The sequence below is a fragment of the Ruegeria sp. AH3 genome (assembly GCF_056536265.1).
In genome coordinates this window covers 2,422,925-2,441,454 of record NZ_JBQFJL010000001.1, presented here as the reverse complement: position 1 = coordinate 2,441,454, position 18,530 = coordinate 2,422,925, and the positions used below count along the sequence as shown (strand labels likewise).

The 18,530-nt window shown below is 58.7% G+C and carries 23 protein-coding genes; 8 read left to right on the top strand and 15 right to left on the bottom strand.

Features of this window, described 5'->3' with window-relative positions:
- Positions 1 to 74: 74 nt before the first annotated feature.
- Complete coding sequence (locus ACR3EM_RS12340) at positions 75 to 521, top strand: YtoQ family protein (protein ID WP_480470981.1); 447 nt, start codon at positions 75 to 77, stop codon at positions 519 to 521.
- A gap of 47 nt (positions 522 to 568) precedes the next feature.
- Here ACR3EM_RS12340 and ACR3EM_RS12335 read toward each other — a convergent pair whose 3' ends face one another.
- The gene (locus ACR3EM_RS12335) at positions 569 to 1,267 is read right to left on the bottom strand and encodes a glutathione S-transferase family protein (RefSeq protein ID WP_480470980.1); all 699 of its coding nucleotides are present in this window, start codon (positions 1,265 to 1,267) and stop codon (positions 569 to 571) included.
- Positions 1,268 to 1,415: 148 nt separating this feature from the next.
- Here ACR3EM_RS12335 and mscL point away from each other — a divergent pair, with 148 nt between their 5' ends.
- Positions 1,416 to 1,844 carry a large conductance mechanosensitive channel protein MscL gene (gene mscL, locus ACR3EM_RS12330; protein WP_480470979.1) on the top strand — a complete coding sequence of 143 codons (429 nt, stop codon included), beginning with the start codon at positions 1,416 to 1,418 and terminating at the stop codon, positions 1,842 to 1,844.
- A gap of 116 nt (positions 1,845 to 1,960) precedes the next feature.
- On the top strand, positions 1,961 to 2,755 hold the full coding sequence (locus ACR3EM_RS12325; protein ID WP_480471925.1) for a mechanosensitive ion channel family protein: 795 nt from the start codon (positions 1,961 to 1,963) through the stop codon (positions 2,753 to 2,755).
- A gap of 189 nt (positions 2,756 to 2,944) precedes the next feature.
- Here the strand turns inward: ACR3EM_RS12325 and ald are convergent, their stop codons facing one another.
- On the bottom strand, positions 2,945 to 4,063 hold the full coding sequence (gene ald, locus ACR3EM_RS12320) for an alanine dehydrogenase (RefSeq protein WP_480470978.1): 1,119 nt from the start codon (positions 4,061 to 4,063) through the stop codon (positions 2,945 to 2,947).
- A 135-nt stretch (positions 4,064 to 4,198) separates the two neighbouring features.
- On the opposite strand from ald, the gene ACR3EM_RS12315 reads away from it, so the two are divergent.
- A complete protein-coding gene (locus ACR3EM_RS12315; protein WP_480470977.1) occupies positions 4,199 to 4,657 on the top strand; it encodes an Lrp/AsnC family transcriptional regulator in 459 nt (152 codons plus the stop codon).
- A gap of 4 nt (positions 4,658 to 4,661) precedes the next feature.
- On the opposite strand, the gene ACR3EM_RS12310 is transcribed toward ACR3EM_RS12315, so the two are convergent.
- The gene (locus ACR3EM_RS12310; RefSeq protein ID WP_480470976.1) at positions 4,662 to 5,501 is read right to left on the bottom strand and encodes a CPBP family intramembrane glutamic endopeptidase; all 840 of its coding nucleotides are present in this window, start codon (positions 5,499 to 5,501) and stop codon (positions 4,662 to 4,664) included.
- A 271-nt stretch (positions 5,502 to 5,772) separates the two neighbouring features.
- On the opposite strand from ACR3EM_RS12310, the gene ppk2 reads away from it, so the two are divergent.
- Entirely contained in the window at positions 5,773 to 6,690 is a 918-nt protein-coding gene (gene ppk2, locus ACR3EM_RS12305) for a polyphosphate kinase 2 (protein WP_480470975.1), read from the top strand.
- A 51-nt stretch (positions 6,691 to 6,741) separates the two neighbouring features.
- Here the strand turns inward: ppk2 and ACR3EM_RS12300 are convergent, their stop codons facing one another.
- Both ACR3EM_RS12300 and rpsU read right to left on the bottom strand, forming a co-directional pair.
- Entirely contained in the window at positions 6,742 to 7,995 is a 1,254-nt protein-coding gene (locus ACR3EM_RS12300) for a CAP domain-containing protein (protein ID WP_480470974.1), read from the bottom strand.
- Between the two features lie 275 nt (positions 7,996 to 8,270).
- Entirely contained in the window at positions 8,271 to 8,477 is a 207-nt protein-coding gene (gene rpsU, locus ACR3EM_RS12295) for a 30S ribosomal protein S21 (RefSeq protein ID WP_005614280.1), read from the bottom strand.
- A 111-nt stretch (positions 8,478 to 8,588) separates the two neighbouring features.
- Between rpsU and ACR3EM_RS12290 the strand changes: the two genes are divergently transcribed.
- A complete protein-coding gene (locus ACR3EM_RS12290; protein ID WP_480470973.1) occupies positions 8,589 to 9,281 on the top strand; it encodes a COQ9 family protein in 693 nt (230 codons plus the stop codon).
- Positions 9,282 to 9,353: 72 nt separating this feature from the next.
- Complete coding sequence (locus ACR3EM_RS12285; RefSeq protein ID WP_480470972.1) at positions 9,354 to 10,340, top strand: NAD(P)H-quinone oxidoreductase; 987 nt, start codon at positions 9,354 to 9,356, stop codon at positions 10,338 to 10,340.
- Between the two features lie 16 nt (positions 10,341 to 10,356).
- Here the strand turns inward: ACR3EM_RS12285 and ACR3EM_RS12280 are convergent, their stop codons facing one another.
- A complete protein-coding gene (locus ACR3EM_RS12280; RefSeq protein WP_480470971.1) occupies positions 10,357 to 11,214 on the bottom strand; it encodes a DUF2189 domain-containing protein in 858 nt (285 codons plus the stop codon).
- A gap of 198 nt (positions 11,215 to 11,412) precedes the next feature.
- Between ACR3EM_RS12280 and ACR3EM_RS12275 the strand changes: the two genes are divergently transcribed.
- A complete protein-coding gene (locus ACR3EM_RS12275) occupies positions 11,413 to 12,396 on the top strand; it encodes a quinone oxidoreductase family protein (RefSeq protein ID WP_480470970.1) in 984 nt (327 codons plus the stop codon).
- A gap of 42 nt (positions 12,397 to 12,438) precedes the next feature.
- On the opposite strand, the gene ACR3EM_RS12270 is transcribed toward ACR3EM_RS12275, so the two are convergent.
- The 9 genes from ACR3EM_RS12270 to ACR3EM_RS12230 all read right to left on the bottom strand — a co-directional run bounded on the left by ACR3EM_RS12270 (position 12,439) and on the right by ACR3EM_RS12230 (position 18,305).
- Complete coding sequence (locus ACR3EM_RS12270; protein WP_480470969.1) at positions 12,439 to 12,972, bottom strand: outer membrane protein; 534 nt, start codon at positions 12,970 to 12,972, stop codon at positions 12,439 to 12,441.
- 260 nt (positions 12,973 to 13,232) lie between these two features.
- On the bottom strand, positions 13,233 to 13,709 hold the full coding sequence (locus ACR3EM_RS12265; protein WP_480470968.1) for a YHS domain-containing (seleno)protein: 477 nt from the start codon (positions 13,707 to 13,709) through the stop codon (positions 13,233 to 13,235).
- Between the two features lie 171 nt (positions 13,710 to 13,880).
- Complete coding sequence (locus ACR3EM_RS12260) at positions 13,881 to 14,156, bottom strand: hypothetical protein (RefSeq protein WP_480470967.1); 276 nt, start codon at positions 14,154 to 14,156, stop codon at positions 13,881 to 13,883.
- Positions 14,153 to 14,758: a glycerol-3-phosphate 1-O-acyltransferase PlsY gene (plsY, locus tag ACR3EM_RS12255; protein ID WP_480470966.1), complete on the bottom strand. Its 606-nt coding sequence runs from the start codon at positions 14,756 to 14,758 to the stop codon at positions 14,153 to 14,155. Before plsY ends, ACR3EM_RS12260 begins: the two co-directional genes overlap by 4 nt.
- Positions 14,758 to 16,038 (bottom strand): dihydroorotase, encoded by a 1,281-nt coding sequence (gene pyrC, locus ACR3EM_RS12250; RefSeq protein WP_480470965.1) that lies wholly within the window; start codon positions 16,036 to 16,038, stop codon positions 14,758 to 14,760. Before pyrC ends, plsY begins: the two co-directional genes overlap by 1 nt.
- Complete coding sequence (locus ACR3EM_RS12245; protein ID WP_480470964.1) at positions 16,035 to 16,487, bottom strand: hypothetical protein; 453 nt, start codon at positions 16,485 to 16,487, stop codon at positions 16,035 to 16,037. Before ACR3EM_RS12245 ends, pyrC begins: the two co-directional genes overlap by 4 nt.
- On the bottom strand, positions 16,484 to 16,870 hold the full coding sequence (locus tag ACR3EM_RS12240) for a hypothetical protein (RefSeq protein WP_480470963.1): 387 nt from the start codon (positions 16,868 to 16,870) through the stop codon (positions 16,484 to 16,486). Before ACR3EM_RS12240 ends, ACR3EM_RS12245 begins: the two co-directional genes overlap by 4 nt.
- Positions 16,855 to 17,373: a hypothetical protein gene (locus tag ACR3EM_RS12235; protein ID WP_480470962.1), complete on the bottom strand. Its 519-nt coding sequence runs from the start codon at positions 17,371 to 17,373 to the stop codon at positions 16,855 to 16,857. The genes ACR3EM_RS12240 and ACR3EM_RS12235 overlap by 16 nt, the downstream gene beginning before the upstream one ends.
- On the bottom strand, positions 17,370 to 18,305 hold the full coding sequence (locus tag ACR3EM_RS12230; protein ID WP_480470961.1) for an aspartate carbamoyltransferase catalytic subunit: 936 nt from the start codon (positions 18,303 to 18,305) through the stop codon (positions 17,370 to 17,372). Before ACR3EM_RS12230 ends, ACR3EM_RS12235 begins: the two co-directional genes overlap by 4 nt.
- Positions 18,306 to 18,530 lie beyond the last annotated feature (225 nt).

The following is an 18,530-nucleotide window of genomic DNA, read 5'->3' as shown; positions in this document are numbered from 1 at the left end:
ATCCGCCTTTGGCGGGAGTATTTCTGAGAAGACGAAGGGGCGGCTGCGCCCCTTTTTCACGGGAGGAGCAAGAGATGCTAAAGGTTTATCTGTCCGGTGAGATTCACACGGATTGGCGCGAACAAATCATCACTGGTGCCGAAGGGTTGGACGTCGTGTTCAGCAGCCCAGTGACAGACCATGCAGCCTCGGACGATTGCGGCGTTGCGATCTTGGGTGAGGAACCAAACAAGTATTGGCACGACCACAAGGGTGCGATGGTGAACGCGATCCGGACCCGCAAGGGGATTTCAGAGGCAGACATCGTCGTTGTGCGCTTTGGTGACAAGTACAAGCAGTGGAACGCGGCTTTTGATGCGGGATATGCGGCGGCTCTGGGCAAATCGATCATCGTTCTGCACGGCCCCGATCATCAGCACGCCCTGAAAGAAGTGGATGCTGCTGCGCTCGCCGTCGCCGAGGAGCCTTCGCAGGTCGTGGAAATTCTTCGCTATGTCGAGTCGGGCCGCTTGCCCGGCTAAGCCTGTAGGCGGGCGCGGCGCCGAGGCACCGTTGCCCGGTTTTCAGGTCAGTCCCGTGGGGGGATAGTCAGACCCTTTTGGACCGTAGGCCGTTCAAGGAAGCGGTCGAGATAGGCGATGACATTGGTGTAGCCTTCCCAGCCGATCATCTCTTTGACGCCGTAATAATCGAGGCCACGCAACCAGGGCGCGATGGCGATATCTGCGATCGAATAGTCTCCGGCGATCCAATCCTGCCCATCCAGCTGCGTGTTCAGAACGTTCAACAGGCGTTTGGCCTCGGTCACATAGCGTTCGCGAGGGCGGGGGTCTTCGATCTCGCTGCCAGCGAATTTGTGGAAATAACCCAGCTGACCGAACATCGGCCCCAACCCACCCATCTGGAACATCAGCCATTGGGTGACCCGATGCTTGTCCGCTTTGGTCCGGCCCAGCAGCATGTTGCTTTTTTCAGCCAGATACAGAAGGATCGCCCCGCTTTCAAAAAGACCCAGTGGTTCGCCATCGGGTCCATTCGGATCGATCAGCGCCGGGATCTTGTTGTTGGGGTTCAGCGACAGAAATTCGGGACTTTTGACATCTGCGTCTGCCAGCGTGACCAGATGCGCCTCATAAGGCAGGCCGGTCTCCTCAAGCATGATTGAGGCTTTCACACCATTCGGGGTGGGAAAGGAATACAGCTGAATGACACTCGGGTCCCGGGCGGGCCACTTGTCAATAATGGAATAGGATGCGAGGGCGGGCATGGGACCTCCTGAAAAATGCCGTTCGGGGAAAAATAGGCGCTGTTTCCCATAAAAACATGCATTTAATAGTGCAATTAGCGCACAATTACTCTGCGCCTGCGCGCGAAAACCAAAACAATCGGTTAAACACCACCGAAGAGAGGGAAACATGATTCAGGAATTCAAGACGTTTATTGCCAAGGGCAATGTCATGGATATGGCTGTCGGTATCATCATCGGCGCGGCGTTTACCGCAATTGTCACATCTCTGGTGGGCGACCTGATCAACCCGCTCATCGGTCTGTTCACCGGCGGTATCGACTTTACCAACAATTATGCTGTTCTGGCCGGTGAAGTAGCCGAAGGTGCAAGCCTAGAAGCTGCCCGCGAAACCGGTGCATCGGTCTTTGCCTATGGCGCGTTCATCATGGCGATCATCAACTTCCTGATCATAGCGTGGGTCGTGTTCCTGCTGGTGAAAATGGTCAACCGGATCAAGGACGCCGCTGCGGCCGAAGAAGAGGCGGCCGAAGAGGCACCCGCAGGCCCCAGCGAGCTGGACATCCTGGTGGAAATCCGCGACGCACTCAAGAAGTAAACCCTGCCAATTGTGCGGGTTGTGGCCTCGCCGGTTTGGCGAGGCCACATTTTATGAAATGACTGAAAGAAGGAAAGGTCAGAATGGATCAGACGATCGAAATGGCGAACCAAGCCATGGGTATGGCAAATGGCTATCTGCCGATATTGTTGAACGCGGGCAAGGCCCTGATCGTTCTCATTTTGGGCTGGATCATGGCCGGGATGATCTCGGGTGTTGTGCGCCGCCGCATCAACAAGACGCCTCAGATTGATCCAACGCTGGGCAACTTTGCTGCCAGCATGATCAAATGGGCCATTCTGGCCATGGTTCTGGTTGCCGTGCTGGGCATTTTCGGGATCGAGGCCACCAGCATCGTCGCCATTCTGGGTGCGGCGTCGCTGGCTATCGGTCTGGCGCTGCAAGGTACGCTCAGTGATCTGGCAGCCGGGGTGATGCTGGTGGTGTTCCGCCCCTACAAGCTTGGTCAATATGTGGATGTCGGTGGTACCGCGGGTACGGTGAAGGACCTGAACCTGTTCACCACTGAACTGGTGACGCCGGATAACGTTCAGATCATCGTCCCGAACGGTCAGGCCTGGGGATCTGTGATCACCAACTTTTCTGCGCATGACACGCGCCGGGTCGATCTGGTGTTTGGCATCGACTATGGCGACAGTGCAGATGAAGCGATGAATATCATTCTGGATGTGGCTAAGGCGGATGCGCGGGTTATGGGCGACCCCGAACCATGGGTGCGGGTCACCAACCTGGGGGACAGTTCGGTGGATCTGACGACCCGCGTCTGGTGTGCGGCTGCGGATTACTGGGATGTGAAGTTTGAGCTTACCAAAGCGGTCAAAGAAGCATTCGACGCGAAGGGTGTTTCGATCCCCTATCCGCATTCGGTGGAGATCCACAAAGAGGGCTGAGCCCTCCCACCCGTCGAGCGGGCATTGGAAATGCCCTCCTCCGGTTGGGCCAAGCGCCGCGCATTCTGCGCGGCGCTTTCGTTTTTGCTAAGGTTTCAACTAGCGCTGCCGCGCCGCGCAACAAGCGCGGCGCCTAGCCCAACGCTGTAAAGCACTCTCGTCAGAGAGCGCTTTCAGCGGAGGGAGGGTTTATGATTTGATCACAAGGCTGGGGGCGACCACATCGATGCCCAGCGCTTTGCCCACCGCGTAATAGGTCAGTTGACCGGCATGCACGTTCAGACCGGCCAGCAAATGCGGATCGTCCTGGCAAGCCTGTTTCCAGCCCTTGTCCGCCAGCGACAACATGAACGGCATCGTTGCGTTGCCCAGCGCGATGGTCGAGGTGCGTGCGACCGCGCCTGGCATGTTGGCGACGCAATAGTGCATGATGCCGTCGACGTCATAGATCGGATCGGCGTGGGTGGTCGCTTTCGATGTCTCGAAGCAGCCGCCTTGATCAATCGCCACATCTACCAGAACCGCACCGGGTTTCATGGTCGAGAGCTGCTCTCGCGTGATCAGCTTTGGTGCTGCAGCGCCGGGGATCAGGACCGCACCGATTACCATATCGGCGTCCTGGATCAATTCAGCAGTGGCGCCTGCGGTCGAATACTGGTTCTTGAAACGGCCGCCAAACACGTCATCCAGATAACGCAGGCGCGGCAGAGAGCGGTCCAGTACAGTGACATCTGCACCCATACCCGCAGCGATTTGGGCTGCGTGAGTACCTACAACGCCACCGCCGATCACCACCACTTTGGCAGGGCCAACGCCGGGGACGCCGCCCATCAGAACGCCGCGCCCGCCATTGGCTTTCTGAAGGGTCCACGATCCGACCTGAGGGGCCAGCCGTCCCGCGACCTCGGACATCGGGGCCAGCAAGGGTAGGCCGCCGCTGGAATCCGTCACGGTTTCATAAGCAATCGCGGTGCAGCCGGAGGCCAGCAGGTCATGAGTTTGATCCGGATCGGGTGCAAGGTGCAGATAGGTGAACAGCAACTGACCTTCGCGCAGCATTTTGCGCTCGACGGCTTGTGGCTCTTTGACCTTGACGATCATGTCAGCCGTTGCAAACACCTCTTCTGCCGTGTCTACGATGCGCGCGCCTGCGGCCAAATAGGCATCGTTGTCAAAGCCCGAGCCCATCCCGGCACCAGTTTCGATGATCACTTCGTGACCGCGTGCCACTGCTTCCTGTGCGGCATTCGGGGTCATGCCGACGCGGAATTCCTGAGGTTTGATTTCCTTGGGGCAGCCGATTTTCATGAGAGACTCCGTTTATAAACTGCCTAAATTATGGGCAATTTGCAGCGCAATTTTTGTGAAACCCCGCTTGCTAATTGTTGAAACTGTGGGAAATTATCCGAAGAATTTCTTCATATACGCGATGGATGTGCGCAAATGACATTGGATGCAACAGATCGAAAGATTCTCGCAGCGCTGCAGCGCAAAGGCAGAATGTCGAATGCGGAGCTTTCGGAACAGGCAAACCTTTCGCCGTCAGCATGTCACCGCCGCGTGCAGCGGCTTGAGGCCGATGGGTACATCAAGGATTACGTGGCTCTGCTGGATGCGCGCAAATTGAACGTACCAACAACCGTCTTTGTCGAGATCACCTTGCAAGGACAGGCAGAAGAAGTTCTGGAGGCGTTTGAAAAAGCCGTCGCACGGATACCGGATGTGCTGGAATGCCACCTGATGGCAGGCACCGCAGATTATATCCTGAAGGTTGTCGCCGAAAACACGGAAGATTTCGCGCGTATTCACCGTCAATTCCTGTCGCGCCTGCCGGGCGTGGCGCAGATGCAAAGTTCGTTCGCGCTTAGGACGGTTTTCAAGACAACCGCTCTGCCGGTCTGAGAGGTCAAGCCGGGCCGGGATAAGTGAACAGCAGCAAGTGGGTCAGATTGAAGCCAAAATGCATCAGCACAGGCACCCAAAGACGACCCGTTGCGAAATAGCCAAGACCGCAGGCGAACCCGAGTACGGCTGCGAATAAGACCAACACCGCACCACCCGCTGCGTGGGCAAGGCCGAATAGCAGGCTAGCCGTCACAATGCCTGCCAATGGTCCGAACCGGTTGGTCATCGCTGATTGAAGATAGCCACGAAAGAACGCCTCTTCCGTCAGGCAGGTCAGGAACAGATTGGACAACGCGAATATTAGCCACCACTCGGGCAGGCCGGGTTCCGGGTTCACTGCGCCGGATACCAGGCCTGCGGTCAGCAATATGGGCAGCAACACCAGCCCAACGAGCAGTGGTGCGAATTTGACGACGTGCTTTGCGTTCAGCATCGCAGGCCACGCCAACACCACGGCAAAGAAGATCATTGGCTTGTCCAGATTGACATACATCGTGAACAGGCTGCTTTCGGGTCCCGCCTGCACTTGATCAAGAACCAGCGGGTTGCGCACACCGGGCAACAGATGCGAGGCCAGCGCCAGGCACCAGCCGATTAGAATGAGGTGACCAAATACCAGCGGCGCGCCCTTGAGACGGGGGAGCTGAGCGGCCCCCAGCAGGCCCAAAAGGATGATCAGTGCTGCATCCCAAGATACAAGCCCGCGCAACAGAACAGTTGCTCCGAATGCTGCAAGCAGGATGAGCGCGATGTTGCGACTGCCGAACAGCATCCCAATCTGGGCAGCAATCAGAAACAGCCAGGGCCAAAGTACAGGCAGCAGAGGCAGAAGATGGCTCACGACAGACTCCGTTCGTACCAATCCTAGATGCGGAAGTTGGGGGTCGAAAGGCAAGTGCTGATATTCCAGGCAGTCGCGCCAGAATTGCGGCATTCTCTGGTGTTGCGGCAATTCAGACGCTTGTAACCCGAACAAGACCGCGCCAGTATTCCTGATCCGGAGACCTCGTAAACGTCCGCCGCGTTTATTAGACGATCACAGCGGGCGATGACATCCGCCGGTTACACAGCCCTGATATTGTCCGGTCCCGGTGAATGATAAGGAGCAGACCTTGGCCTACGAAAACGATCGCGCCCCCAAAGACTGGCTTGAAGCCGAACTCGAAGACACGCTGGACGAAGATTTTGAAATTGAATTCAGCGAACCCATGCTCTCGATGGAAGTGCGCAAGATCTATAAGGACCAGCACCCCGACATGCTGGACCGCAAGGTGTATTTCCGCAACCTGTTGCGTCTGCAGGCCGAGCTGATCAAGGTGCAGGACTGGGTGGTGCATACCGGGGCAAAGGTCTGCATTCTGTTCGAGGGGCGCGACAGCGCGGGCAAGGGGGGTGTGATCAAGCGGATCACCCAGCGTCTGAACCCGCGTGTGGCTCGTGTCGTGGCCCTACCGGCGCCCAGTCGCCGTGAGCAGAGTCAGTGGTATTTCCAACGCTATGTGCCGCATCTGCCGGCGGCGGGTGAGATCGTGTTGTTCGACCGCTCCTGGTACAACCGCGCCGGTGTCGAGCGGGTGATGGGATTTGCCAACGAAGATCAGGTCGAGCAGTTCTTTCAAGACGTTCCCGAATTCGAACGTATGTTGGTGCGGTCGGGGATCATCCTGTTGAAATACTGGTTCTCGATCACCGACGAAGAGCAGCAGTTGCGATTCCTGATGCGCATCCACGACCCGATGAAACAGTGGAAGTTGTCGCCCATGGACCTTGAATCCCGTATCCGATGGGAGGCCTATACGAAGGCAAAGGAAGACATGTTCTTCCGCACCAACATCTCGGAGGCCCCGTGGTACATTGTCGAAGGCAACGACAAGAAACGCGAACGCCTGAACTGTATCGAACACCTGCTGACGAAGATCCCTTATGACGACGTTCCGCAGGAAAAAGTGAACCTGCCCGATCGGCGCTATAACCCCGAATACGAACGGCGCATTCTGCCGGACGAGCTGCACGTGCCGAAGATTTACTGAGGGCATAAAAGTGGCGCGGGAGAACTGATCCCCCGCGCCTGAATTGTGACATTAGCCGAAATCGAACGCGCAGTTCATTTCGTAGGTGAAGACGTTGCAGAAATCGTCCGTCGTATCCTCAAACGCGGTTTCGACGGTCTCGGTGACGTCTTCGAACATGTCCGCGCCGGGCACGAAGTCAAAATCATCAAGCTCGGGCGTCTTGGCCTGCTGTACCGGGGCCCAGTCGAACTGATCGAAACGGGCCTGAAGCGCGTTTACGAAAGATTCGATCTCGGCCAGGAAAGCCGCCACATCGAAGCAAGCCATATCGGGCATATCATCTTCGACGCTGTCGGTGTCAGGCGTTTCCGGCTCTGGCTCTTCGACTTCCGTGACATCGGTCTCAGGAACTGCGGGTTCCTCATTTTCTTCATCGATGGGATCCTCGACTTCGGTCACGTCGGTTTCCGGGGTTTCCGGTTCAGGCTCATCGACCTCTTCCACCGGGGCATCGGGCTCTGGCTCTTCAACCTCGGTCACGTCAGTTTCGGGGGTCTCATCTGACGGCTCTTCGGTTTCAGTCACATCCGTGTCCGGGGTCTCATCTGACGGTTCTTCGGTCTCGGTTACATCTGTGTCCGGGGTTTCATCCGAAGGTTCTTCCGTCTCGGTCACGTCGGTATCCGGCGTCTCGTCCACGGGGTCTTCTGTTTCTGTAACGTCGGTCTCCGGTGTTTCGACCACCGGCTCCTCGGTCTCAGTGACATCGGTTGCGGGTGTTTCGGGTTCAGGCGGAGTGACAACCTCTTCCTCGGGCTCGGCCACTTCGTCGACCGGCGGGGTTACGGGTGGGGTCGTGCCGTCCGTATCCAGCATGACTTCGGCCTGAGTGGTGGCGAAGTTCTGGGTAACCATGACCGCGTCAAAGCCCCGCATGTCACCGGTTTCGATCCCGATGCCGATATATTTGAAATCGGGATTCAGGATGTTGGCACGGTGGCCGGGGCTGTTCATAAGGTTTTCGTGCAGCTGGGCCACATCATCGCTGATGCCCGGCGCGCCGCGTTCCGATTGCCACGCGATGTTCTCGCCAGTGCGCCAACTGCCCGATAGATCGAACCCCGCCGCCTGCATGCGCTGCGTTGCGGATGAACCACCCGCTCCCGTGTGGCTGAAGCGGTCGGTATCCAGCATCCAGGCGCTGTGGTCCTCGGATGATTCATTCAATTGAGTCTCAAGTTGCAGGGGGTCTAACCCGCGGGATGTGCGCTCTTGGTTAATCAGCGCCAGCATTTCCCGCTCGACCGTGCTTGCTGTCGACATCAGTGCCTCCGTTTTGTTGTGTCTGAGTGGACGGGCTCAGATAGCGGGGAGGTGAAGACAGTTGATAGGGGCGCAGTCCGAATGAGCGTTTTTCGGCGAGGGAATGCAACTGCACCGCGATTCGATGCGCTGCAATATGCCGACTGTGGGCAATGTGGCCAAATCGGCAAGTTACCGCGTCTAAGCGGTGCGTCACCTGTCCTGAAACGACAAACCCCCGGGCGAAGCCTCGGGGGTCGTCAAATAGTGTCATCCAAAGCTGGACGAGGAAAGTCTTAGAGCAGACCTTCGCGCTGGGCTTTCTTGCGTGCCAGTTTACGGGCACGACGAATCGCTTCAGCTTTCTCGCGCGCTTTTTTCTCGGACGGTTTCTCGAAATGTTGCTTCAGCTTCATTTCACGGAACACGCCTTCGCGCTGCAGCTTTTTCTTCAGGGCACGAAGCGCCTGATCGACGTTATTGTCGCGAACACTAACCTGCATGTGGTTGTCACCACCTTTCTAGATAGAGTTGCAAGGAAATTGCAGGAAGTGGCCGTATAGCAAAGCGCGCCTAACTTGTCTAGTACTGGACCCGCAGACCGGAGACCCGATATGACCGCCACTTATGAAGACACCAAAGAACAGCTTTTGGACGCTATGCTGAACCATGTGCCGTTCGACGGTTGGTCCGAAACCAGCTTTCGCGCGGCGATTGCCGATTGCGACCTGGATGCGGGACTGGCCCATGCAATCTGCCCGCGCGGCGCCGTTGATCTGGCGCTGGCCTTTCACGCGCGCGGTGACCAAGCGATGCTGGAGCGGATCAAGACCGAGGATCTGAGCGAGCTGAAGTTTCGCGACAAGATTGCCGCCGCCGTCCGATTCCGTCTGCAAGCGGTCGACGACAAAGAGGCCGTGCGGCGTGGTATGACGCTGTTTGCATTGCCGATCTACGCCGCAGACGGGGCCAAGGCGATCTGGGGTACCTGCGATCTGATCTGGGACGCATTGGGCGACAGCTCGGATGACGTAAACTGGTACACCAAACGCGCGACTTTGTCGGGCGTGTATTCCTCGACCCTGCTGTATTGGCTTGGCGATGACAGCCCGGGCTATCAAGCGACATGGGAATTCCTTGATCGGCGGATCGAAGGAGTGATGCAGTTCGAAAAGCTCAAGGCGCAGGTGAATGGCAATCCGCTTTTGAAACCGTTCCTGGCCGTACCCAATTGGCTGGCCGGTCAGGTGAAGGCTCCGGTGAAGATGCCCGATAACCTGCCCGGTTCGCTGTCCTCCGGAAAATAGTCGCAGCGCTTTCACTTGCTGCTGGGCCTCTGCGCTACTGCCTGCTAGGCAATAGGCAAAGGAGATATGTCCATGACCCAGACAATGCGTGCTGTCGAAATCACCCAACCCGGTGGTCCGGATGTTTTGCAGGTGACTGAACGCCCCATTCCGAAACCCGCCGAGGGTCAGGTGATTCTGAAGGTGGCCTATGCCGGGGTGAACCGTCCGGACGCGCTGCAGCGGGCCGGGGCCTATGATCCGCCGCCGGGGGCAAGCGATCTTCCGGGTCTGGAAGCTTCGGGCGAGGTGGTTGCAATGGGCTCGGGCGTCGAAGGTCTGGCCGTGGGCGATCAGGTCTGCGCGCTGTTGCCGGGCGGTGGCTATGCCGAATACGTCGCCACGCCCGCCGCGCATTGCCTGCCGGTGCCTGCGGGCATGGGTTTGAAAGAAGCGGCCTGCCTGCCTGAGACCTTCTTTACCGTCTGGTCCAACGTATTCACGCGCGGTGGGTTGAAAGCAGGGGAACGTTTTCTGGTCCATGGTGGTTCCAGCGGGATCGGAACGACCGCAATTCAGTTGGCCAACGCATTTGGCGCTCGGGTCTTTGCAACGGCTGGCTCGGCTGAGAAATGCGAGGCTTGCCTTAAGCTTGGGGCGGAAAAGGCAATCAATTATCGCGATGAGGATTTCGTGGCTGCGATGCGCGCAGAAGGTGGCGCGAATCTGATCCTAGACATGGTGGGGGGTGATTACATCCCGCGCAACGTCAAGGCTCTGGCCGAGGATGGGCGGCTGGTTCAGATCGCCTTTCTGCAAGGCCCTGTAGTCGAGCTGAATTTTGCCCTGATGATGGTCAAGCGACTGACCCTGACCGGCAGCACCCTGCGCCCGCAAAGCGATCTGGCCAAGGCGCGTATTGCGCAGGATCTGCGTGAGGCCGTCTGGCCCTTGCTTGAGGCGGGGAAGGTCGGCCCGGTGATGGATTCCGAGTTTGAGCTGGCCGACGCCGCAGCCGCGCATGCGCGGATGGAAAGCTCAGGCCATATCGGCAAGATCGTCCTCAAGGTTGCTGACTGATCTGGCCTCCGGGTGGTCAGGCGACCGCCCGGCGATACAGGTGCCATGTGGCGTGGCCGAGGATTGGCATCACGACGATCAGCCCCAACAGCATCGGGATTGCGCCCAGTACCAACATGGCCGCTACGATTGCGCCCCATGTCAGGATCACGCGCGGATTGTGTCGCAGCACGCGGACAGAGGTTACGACGGCCACCGGCACGCCCACCTTCTTGTCCAGAAGCAACGGAAAGCTGACCACGCTGAGCGCCAGCGCGATCAACGCGAAGATAAAGCCCGTTGTCGTTCCGACCAGAATCATCGCCCAACCTGCGCTGGTGGTGAAGATGTCGGTCACGAAACTCGTAATCGAAGCTGGAGGCTCAGGCCCGAGCGTTTGCGCATAGATGCTCTGCGCGACCATCAGCCAAATCAGCAACAGCATGACCAGATAGAACCCCAGCGCCAGAATTGCACCGAATGAGGGCGAGCGGAAAACACCAAACGCATCAAGCCAATGGACCTCGCCGCCCTGTTCCCGCTTGCGACTGATTTCATACAGACCAACGGCCGCGACAGGTCCGACCAGCGCAAAGCCCGCAATCAGTGGGGCCAGCAAAGGCACCATGTCTTTGTTGAGCCCGATTCCGAACATCAAAAGCCCGGCTATCGGGTAGATCAGGATCACAAAAACCGCATCTGCGCGGGTTTGCAAAAAGTCCTCATACCCCGCCTTCAGACAGGCGCGCAGATCCTGCAGGGTCAGCGTGTGCACAACCGGCATTGCACTGGTATCCGCGCTGCCGATTTCGCTGACCGATTCCGCCATATGGTCGCCGGTTGCCCGCATCTGACGGGCGACCCAGCTAACTGGATTTCCGATTGTCTTGTCCATGATCATCCCCTTCCCTGGCATGGATATGCGGCGGGATGCATCCGGTGAGACGTGCGGTCGTGACCGGATCACCCGGCTACGTCTGGAGATAGTATAGCATATTTTGCAAAAACTTGCCCGATCAACCCTGCGCGACCGCAAGGATTGCCCTGTCGCACAGGCGTGTTAGCTTTGTTCCAAAAGGAAACGGAGGCATTCATGCAGCAAACAGCACGCACAGTCGTCATTCACGAAACCGGCGGACCCGAGGTCCTGCGGATCGAGGATCGCCCGTTGGGTGAGCCGGGCCCCGGCGAGGTGCGCATTCGACATCACGCCTGCGGTTTGAACTTCATCGATGTGTATCAACGCAGCGGGCTTTATCCGCTGGAATTGCCTCACGCTTTGGGTATGGAAGCGGCGGGTGTGGTCGAAGCTGTTGGCGAAGGTGTCACCCATCTTGTACCCGGCCAGCGCGCCGCCTATGCCGCAGGACCATCCGGAGCCTATTCCGAGGCACGCGTGATGCCTGCCGCGCAGGTCTGTCCGCTGCCCGAGAGTATCTCGTTCCGCTCTGCCGCCGCGATGATGCTGAAGGGCATGACGGTAGAATATCTGTTCCATCGTACGACACCGTTGAAGCGCGGCGATACGGTGCTGTTCCACGCTGCTGCCGGGGGTGTGGGTCTGATCGCCTGCCAATGGGCGAAATCCGAGGGGATCACGCTGATCGGCACCGCCGGGACAGATGAGAAATGTAGCCTTGCACAGTTCAACGGGGCCGCACATTGCATCAACTACCGGACCGAGGATTTTGAGCAGCGCGTCGCCGAAATCACCGGCGGCAAGGGTGTTGATGTCGTTATGGATTCAATTGGCGCGGATACGTTCGAGGGGTCTCTGAACTGCCTCAAACCGCTGGGCATGATGATCTCGTTCGGTAATGCGTCGGGGCCGGTTCCGGCTTTCGATCTGGGAATGCTGGCGCAAAGGGGATCGCTAAAGATCACCCGTCCGACACTGTTCACCCATATTGCCGACCATTCCGTTTGTCAGGCGATGGCGCGTAGGTTGTTTGGCAAGGTGGAAGGGCGCGAGGTCAAGATCCATGTGGACCAGCAATTCCCGCTGGATCAGGTTGCCGATGCCCACCGCGCGCTTGAGGCGCGCCAGACCACCGGCAGTACGGTTCTGGAACCGTAGGGGGCTGAGCCCGGCTTGTGCGCCGGGCTCCATAGTCTGACCTCAGAACCGATAGGCAACGCGAATTTGGAACGTGGTGGCGTCGACATCCACTCCGGATGAATTGAAGTCATCAAACTCGTGGTACAGCAACTCACCACCGACGCTGATATTCGGGGCCACGATCTGTTCATAGCCGGCGCCAATGAACCAACCGTTGTCGCTGCCCAGCGTATCGGTATCCGCATCGGCATAGCCCGCGGTCCCATAAAGCAGCCCTTGCGGGTTCACCTTGTAGCCCGCGCGTGCCTTGATGCGCCAGACGTTCTCGACCGTGGCCGCACCTGACAGGTCCACATCGGTCCAGTCATAGTCGAAGCCACCACCAACAACCCAGTCGCCCAGATCGTAATCGTAACCCAGAACGATACCGCCGATCAGGCCATCCCCGTCCACGCCGGACAGGTTGGTATCGATATCGGCATATCCCAACTGCGCACCGCCGTAAAATCCGGTCCAGTTGCCCGAGGCTTGCGCCATTGCTGATCCCGCCGCCAGAGTCGCGACAGTCGTGAAAATCGCCAGTTTACCTGTCATTCTTTATCCTTTCGCTCAGAACCCGGCCGCAGCATGTCATCGCGTGGCCATATCGATAGATACGGTCCGACCCTCGGGCCGGATCATTGAACTTTCCGCTATTCCGAACAGTGTGCGCATGGCCTGCTTGCCTGGCAGCGCTGGCCCGTTGCCATCGGGCGCTTATCTGCTGGATCAGATAGGTCCCGAGCAGAGGGTCTTCAAACGACAAACGGCGGCGGATACGATCCGCCGCCGATGCACTGGATTTAATCAGCGGATTACTGCTCTTGCAGTTCCGCAGGGGTCTTGTGAGCGATGTCTTTCCAGTTGGCGTCAGCGCGTTCGTTGAAGCCCGGGATGTCGCCTTCCCAGCGTTCCTGAATGTCGGCCGACAGGTTCAGGTACAGCTTGTCGTCAACGATTTTCCAGTAGTTCGGGTCACCGTCGAACTTGAAGCCCATCGCGGTGCCGAAGGCGCAGTAGCCGCCATATGCGGGCAGGTACGCCTCTGGGTTCGCTTCGAAGGCTGCCTTGTTTTCTTCCGAAGCAAAGCGGTACAGCGCTTCATTGTGCAGCGCGGTGATCTTGTAGCTGCCTTTGGTGGCTTCGCCGACGGTGAAGTAGGCAACCGGGTCATAGCCCTGCAGCGCCAGACCGGTCGAGCTTGCGTTCAGTTCAACGCCAGCGGCCAGAGCGGTGCTTGCGACGGCAACGGACAGTGCGACACCGCCGATGAGGGATTTGAACTTGTTCATTGTGTTCACCTTTCGTGAATAGGCTCGCGTTCGAGCAACTCAATTTTGCTCCGGCGAACCGGATTTGTTTTTGCGAAGCCGGTAATTGGCTGTCACAGCACCCAATTGGGCAGTGCTCTGTTCACGTTCAAAGCAATCAATTGTGATTGTGCACGCGCGAATAGAACCTGTTCATTCGCGCACGTCAGGGACCAGCGCGAGAACGAAGGCCGCCACCTTTTCGGCAGACATCTCGCAGGGGCGCAACAGTGCCCCACTGTTGCGTGTCAGATAGAGGTTCAGGCTGATATAGTCCGGTCCGCCAAGCTCGTGCGCCACCAGTTTGTGCGACTTTCCACGCGCCATGATCTGGTGAGACACGACATAGCGCCGGTTGTCGGCGATCCCGGTGAATGTACCTGTCGGCAGGTCGGCCAGAGCGTTTGCGACGCGCTCCGACAGGGTCACGATTTGCCGATTTTGGGCTCGGTCCCGGCCTTGATCCGGGCCAGATTGGCGCTGTGCCGCCAGTAGACCAGCAGGGTCAGCACGATCCCCAGAATGAATGTGCTGCCATCGGTCAGCACCATGATCCACGTTGTTGACAGCGCCGCGCCAGCCAGGGCGCCAACTGACGAAATGCGCCAGATCGCAGCGGCCACCAGCCAGGTCGCGCAGCAGGCAAGGCCGACGCGCCAGTCCAGCGCCAGCCAGATGCCCAGAAACGTGGCGACGCCCTTACCGCCCCTGAAGCTCAACCAGACCGGAAAGCAATGGCCGAGGAAGGCCATCAGGGCTGCGATCTGCGCGGCGTCTTCTCCGACCATTGCCCGCGCCAGCAGTACCGCGACCGCCCCCTTGGCTGCATCCAGCAGTAGTGTCAGCGCCGCAGCCGCCTTATTGCCGGTCCGTAGCACATTCGTCGCGCCGATATTGCCCGACCCGATATTACGCAGATTGCCCAGCCCCATCACTTTGGCGATGACCATTCCAAACGGGATCGATCCCATCAGGTAGCCCAGAACCGCCCACAGGATCAGCTGGGTCATTGTGCTGTCGAAAAGGGGCATCAGGCTCTCCGGTAGACTTCGTTTCCGGCCACATAGGTTGCGGTGACCTTACCCTGCATACGCTGATCGTCAAATGGAGTGTTCTGCGATTTGGATTTCAACGCAAACCGATCCAGCACAAAAGGCACATCCGGGTCGAACAGCACCAGATCGGCAGGCGCACCCTCGGCCAGGCGGCCACTTTCCAGACCCAGCCGTTTCGCAGGGTTCAACGCCATGGCGCGGAACAGGGTCGGCAGGTCCAGCTGTTCGGAATGATACAGGCGTAACGCCGCAGGCAGCAGAGTCTCCAGCGCGACTGCGCCCGAGGCTGCCTCTTCAAACGGCAGGCGTTTGCTTTCCTCGTCCTGCGGGGTGTGCATCGAGCTGATCGTGTCGATCAACCCGCTTCGCACCGCCTCGATCACGGCCTGCCGGTCATCTTCCGACCGCAGCGGAGGCTTCACCTTGAAGAAGGTGCGATAGTCGGCCACGTCCAACTCATTCAGCGTCAGATGGTGGATCGAGGTCCCAGCGGTAATATCCAGCCCGTTCCGCTTGGCGCGTTCGAGCGCAGGCAGTGCGCGGGCAGTGGTGATCTGATCGGCATGGTAGGCCGCGCCTGTCATCTCCAGCAGAGCGATATCGCGGTCAAGCCCCATGCGTTCGGCCATGGGCGACACGGCAGGTAAACCGCGCAGAGCCGCAAACTTGCCGCTGGTTGCTGCGGCACCGCCGCTGAGCCCTGGCTCCTGCGGATGCGCAATCACCAGTGCGCCGCAGGACTTCGCATAAGTCAGGGCGCGCGAGAACACCTTGGTATTGGTGATGACATGGTCGCAATCGGTAAAGGCCACGGCGCCTGCGTCCTGCAGAAAACCGATCTCGGTCATTTCGCGCCCCTCGCGCCCCTTGGTCAGTGCGGCCATCTGCAACACATTGACGGGCGCATCCGCCTGCGCGCGCCGGGTCGCGAATTCCAGCGTCTCGGGCGTGTCGACTGAAGGCAGCGTATCGGGGCGGGTGACGATGGTGGTCACCCCTCCGGCAGCCGCCGCGAGACCAGCGGATTTGTAGCTTTCCTTGTGCCGCTCGCCGGGTTCGCAGACCTTGACGCCGATATCGACGATACCGGGGGCGAGGCATTGCCCGCCGCAGTCAATCACCTGCGCTTCCGTGGTCGGAGCTTCGCCCTCGCCACGCGCCACGATCCGGCCATCGGTGACCCGCAACCAGCCGGTGCTGTCTGTACCCTCCTCGGGATCAATCAGGCGAGCGTTGGTGAAAACTAAAGATGTCATGTGGAGGCCTCGCGGGCTTGGTGCAGCGCCTTCATAGCGGCATCGGGGTCAGCAAGATGATCAAATGAAAAAAACGGGTGCCGATTGAATAAGATAGTGCGGCGTCCGGTTCGGAAGTTGAGAAACTGATCGATCTTTAAGTTTTTGGTCTTCAGCTCTTTGTTGAGTACCCACGCATTGTGCGAGGTTACTACATACATGCGTTGTGCCCGAACAAAACGGTCTGCCCACATCGTGACAGGCAAGATCAAAGTGCCGCAGATGAGTTTCCAGAAGTCTCTAACTGTGTCAAATATCCAAGGGCTGGCAAGCCACAAAGCAGTTAACCCGAGAAGCCCAGCTTTGTAGGCCCAACCGTATCGGGGTGGGAAAAACCCTTGATCCGGTTGCCCAAACCACAGAACTTCTTCAGTTTCGGGTATGCTTTTGCGCCACCACTCGTCACTCATACCATGGCCCTTTCGATTGCGGCTTTGGTGGCTGCGGGATCTGCTTGATACTTGATCAGGTGCTTGTCGCCGCCCTTGGTGACGATCTGGACGAAACTGCCCATCGTGTTGACGGCCTCAATCTGGTTCAACGCCACTTTGCGCGGGCCGGGGCCGGTAAAGGTGGTGTCTGTCATCTCCCAAGTGGCGGTCAGCTCTTCCGAGGCCAGGTACCACGCGCGGAAGCCGATCGCGGCCAGGCCCGCAGGCGCGCCGGTCCAGACGTATGGATTGCCGATCAACCAGAGCACCACCATTGCGCCTGCCATCGCAAGGGCGGCCAGCCAGGTATTGGTGCGGATATAAGCACCTTTATCAGGGGTGAAGATCACAGGATCAGCCACAAAGCACCTCCGATGACAACCAGGATTAGCAAAGCAATGATTGACGAGCCGAAGCGGTGTGGTGTGTCATCGGTCGGCATGGTCTGTGGGGCCGAGAATGGCTTGGCGCTTTCGGTCTCAATTGTGCCGCCGGTCCAGTTGGTCGCCTCTTCAGTGAAGAGTCCTATCAGATGCAGGCGGGGGTCAGGTGAAAGTGTGGCCGACCGGCCGCCGAATGCGGCGCTGCGCAAGACCATTACCCAGCCTTCAATGGCCTCCAGCCTCGGGCGGTCCAACTGGTCTTCGGAAACGCCACAGCCTTCGCTGAGATAGCCATAGAGTCCGAGGTCTTCGAGGTCGGATACCGGAAAGATATCGATCTGTTCAGGATCCAGCCCTTTGACGCCCAGCACCTGATCGACAGCCCCCGGTTCACGCAGGAATTTCGCCTCTTCCGGACGCATGTCCAGCGAGAACAGGCGGATCACGCCGCGTTCGTGGGGGGCAATGGTCAGATTGCTCATGCAGCTTCTCGCATATTGCGCGCCAGCAGATCCATGGTGGCCATGCGGACGGCGACGCCCATCTCGACCTGTTCCTGAATGACGGACCGGTTGATGTCATCTGCCAGCGTACCGTCGATCTCGACCCCGCGGTTCATGGGGCCGGGGTGCATGACGATGGCATCGGGTGTGGCCAGCGCCAGCTTTGCAGCATTCAGACCGTAGCGGTGATAGTATTCGCGTTCCGATGGGATGAAGCCGCCGTCCATCCGTTCTTTCTGAAGCCGCAGCATCATCACAACGTCGACGTCTTTCAGACCCTCATTCATGTCGTCATAGATCTCGGCCCCGAACTCAGCGAAGTGAGACGGCACCAACGTCGGCGGGCCAATCAGTCGGATGCGATTCTCCATCTTGCCCAGCAGGATAAGGTTCGAGCGCGCGACGCGCGAATGCGCCACATCTCCGCAAATCGCGATGTTCAGCCGGTGCAGACGACCCTTGGCCCGGCGGATGGTCAGCGCGTCCAGCAGGGCTTGCGTCGGGTGTTCATGCCGCCCATCGCCCGCATTCAGCACGGCGCAGTTTACCTTCTGCGCCAGCAGGTCCACTGCCCCGGAATGGGGGTGCCGCACCACCAGCAGATCGGGATGCATCGCGTTCAACGTCATTGCCGTATCAATCAGCGTCTCGCCTTTTTTGATCGAGCTTGCCTGCATCGCCATGTTCATCACATCCGCGCCCAAACGCTTGCCCGCCAGTTCGAAACTGGCTTGCGTGCGGGTAGAATTCTCAAAGAACATGTTGATCTGCGTCAGCCCCGACAGCACATCCGAATGCTTGGTCGATTGCCGGTTCAGATCGACATAGGTTTCAGCCAGATCGAGGATAGCGGTGATATCGGATTGCGACAGATGCTCGATGCCAAGAAGGTGACGATGGGCGAAACGCATGGGCGGGCTCCTGTCTGACAATCGGACCGCTTATAGGAAGCCACGCGGGCAGAGGCAACCTAAGGTTCCGACCCTTCGGGCAGTTTCTCGCACCCGCCTTCAGGCAGGCATTGCTCGCCGGGTTTGCACCATTTGCCATAGCCGCAATCGATAGCCTTGATCGGCACGCACCCTTGATGGGTCGAGCATTTGAAGCCGGGGCGACATTGCGAACCGGTTTCCTCG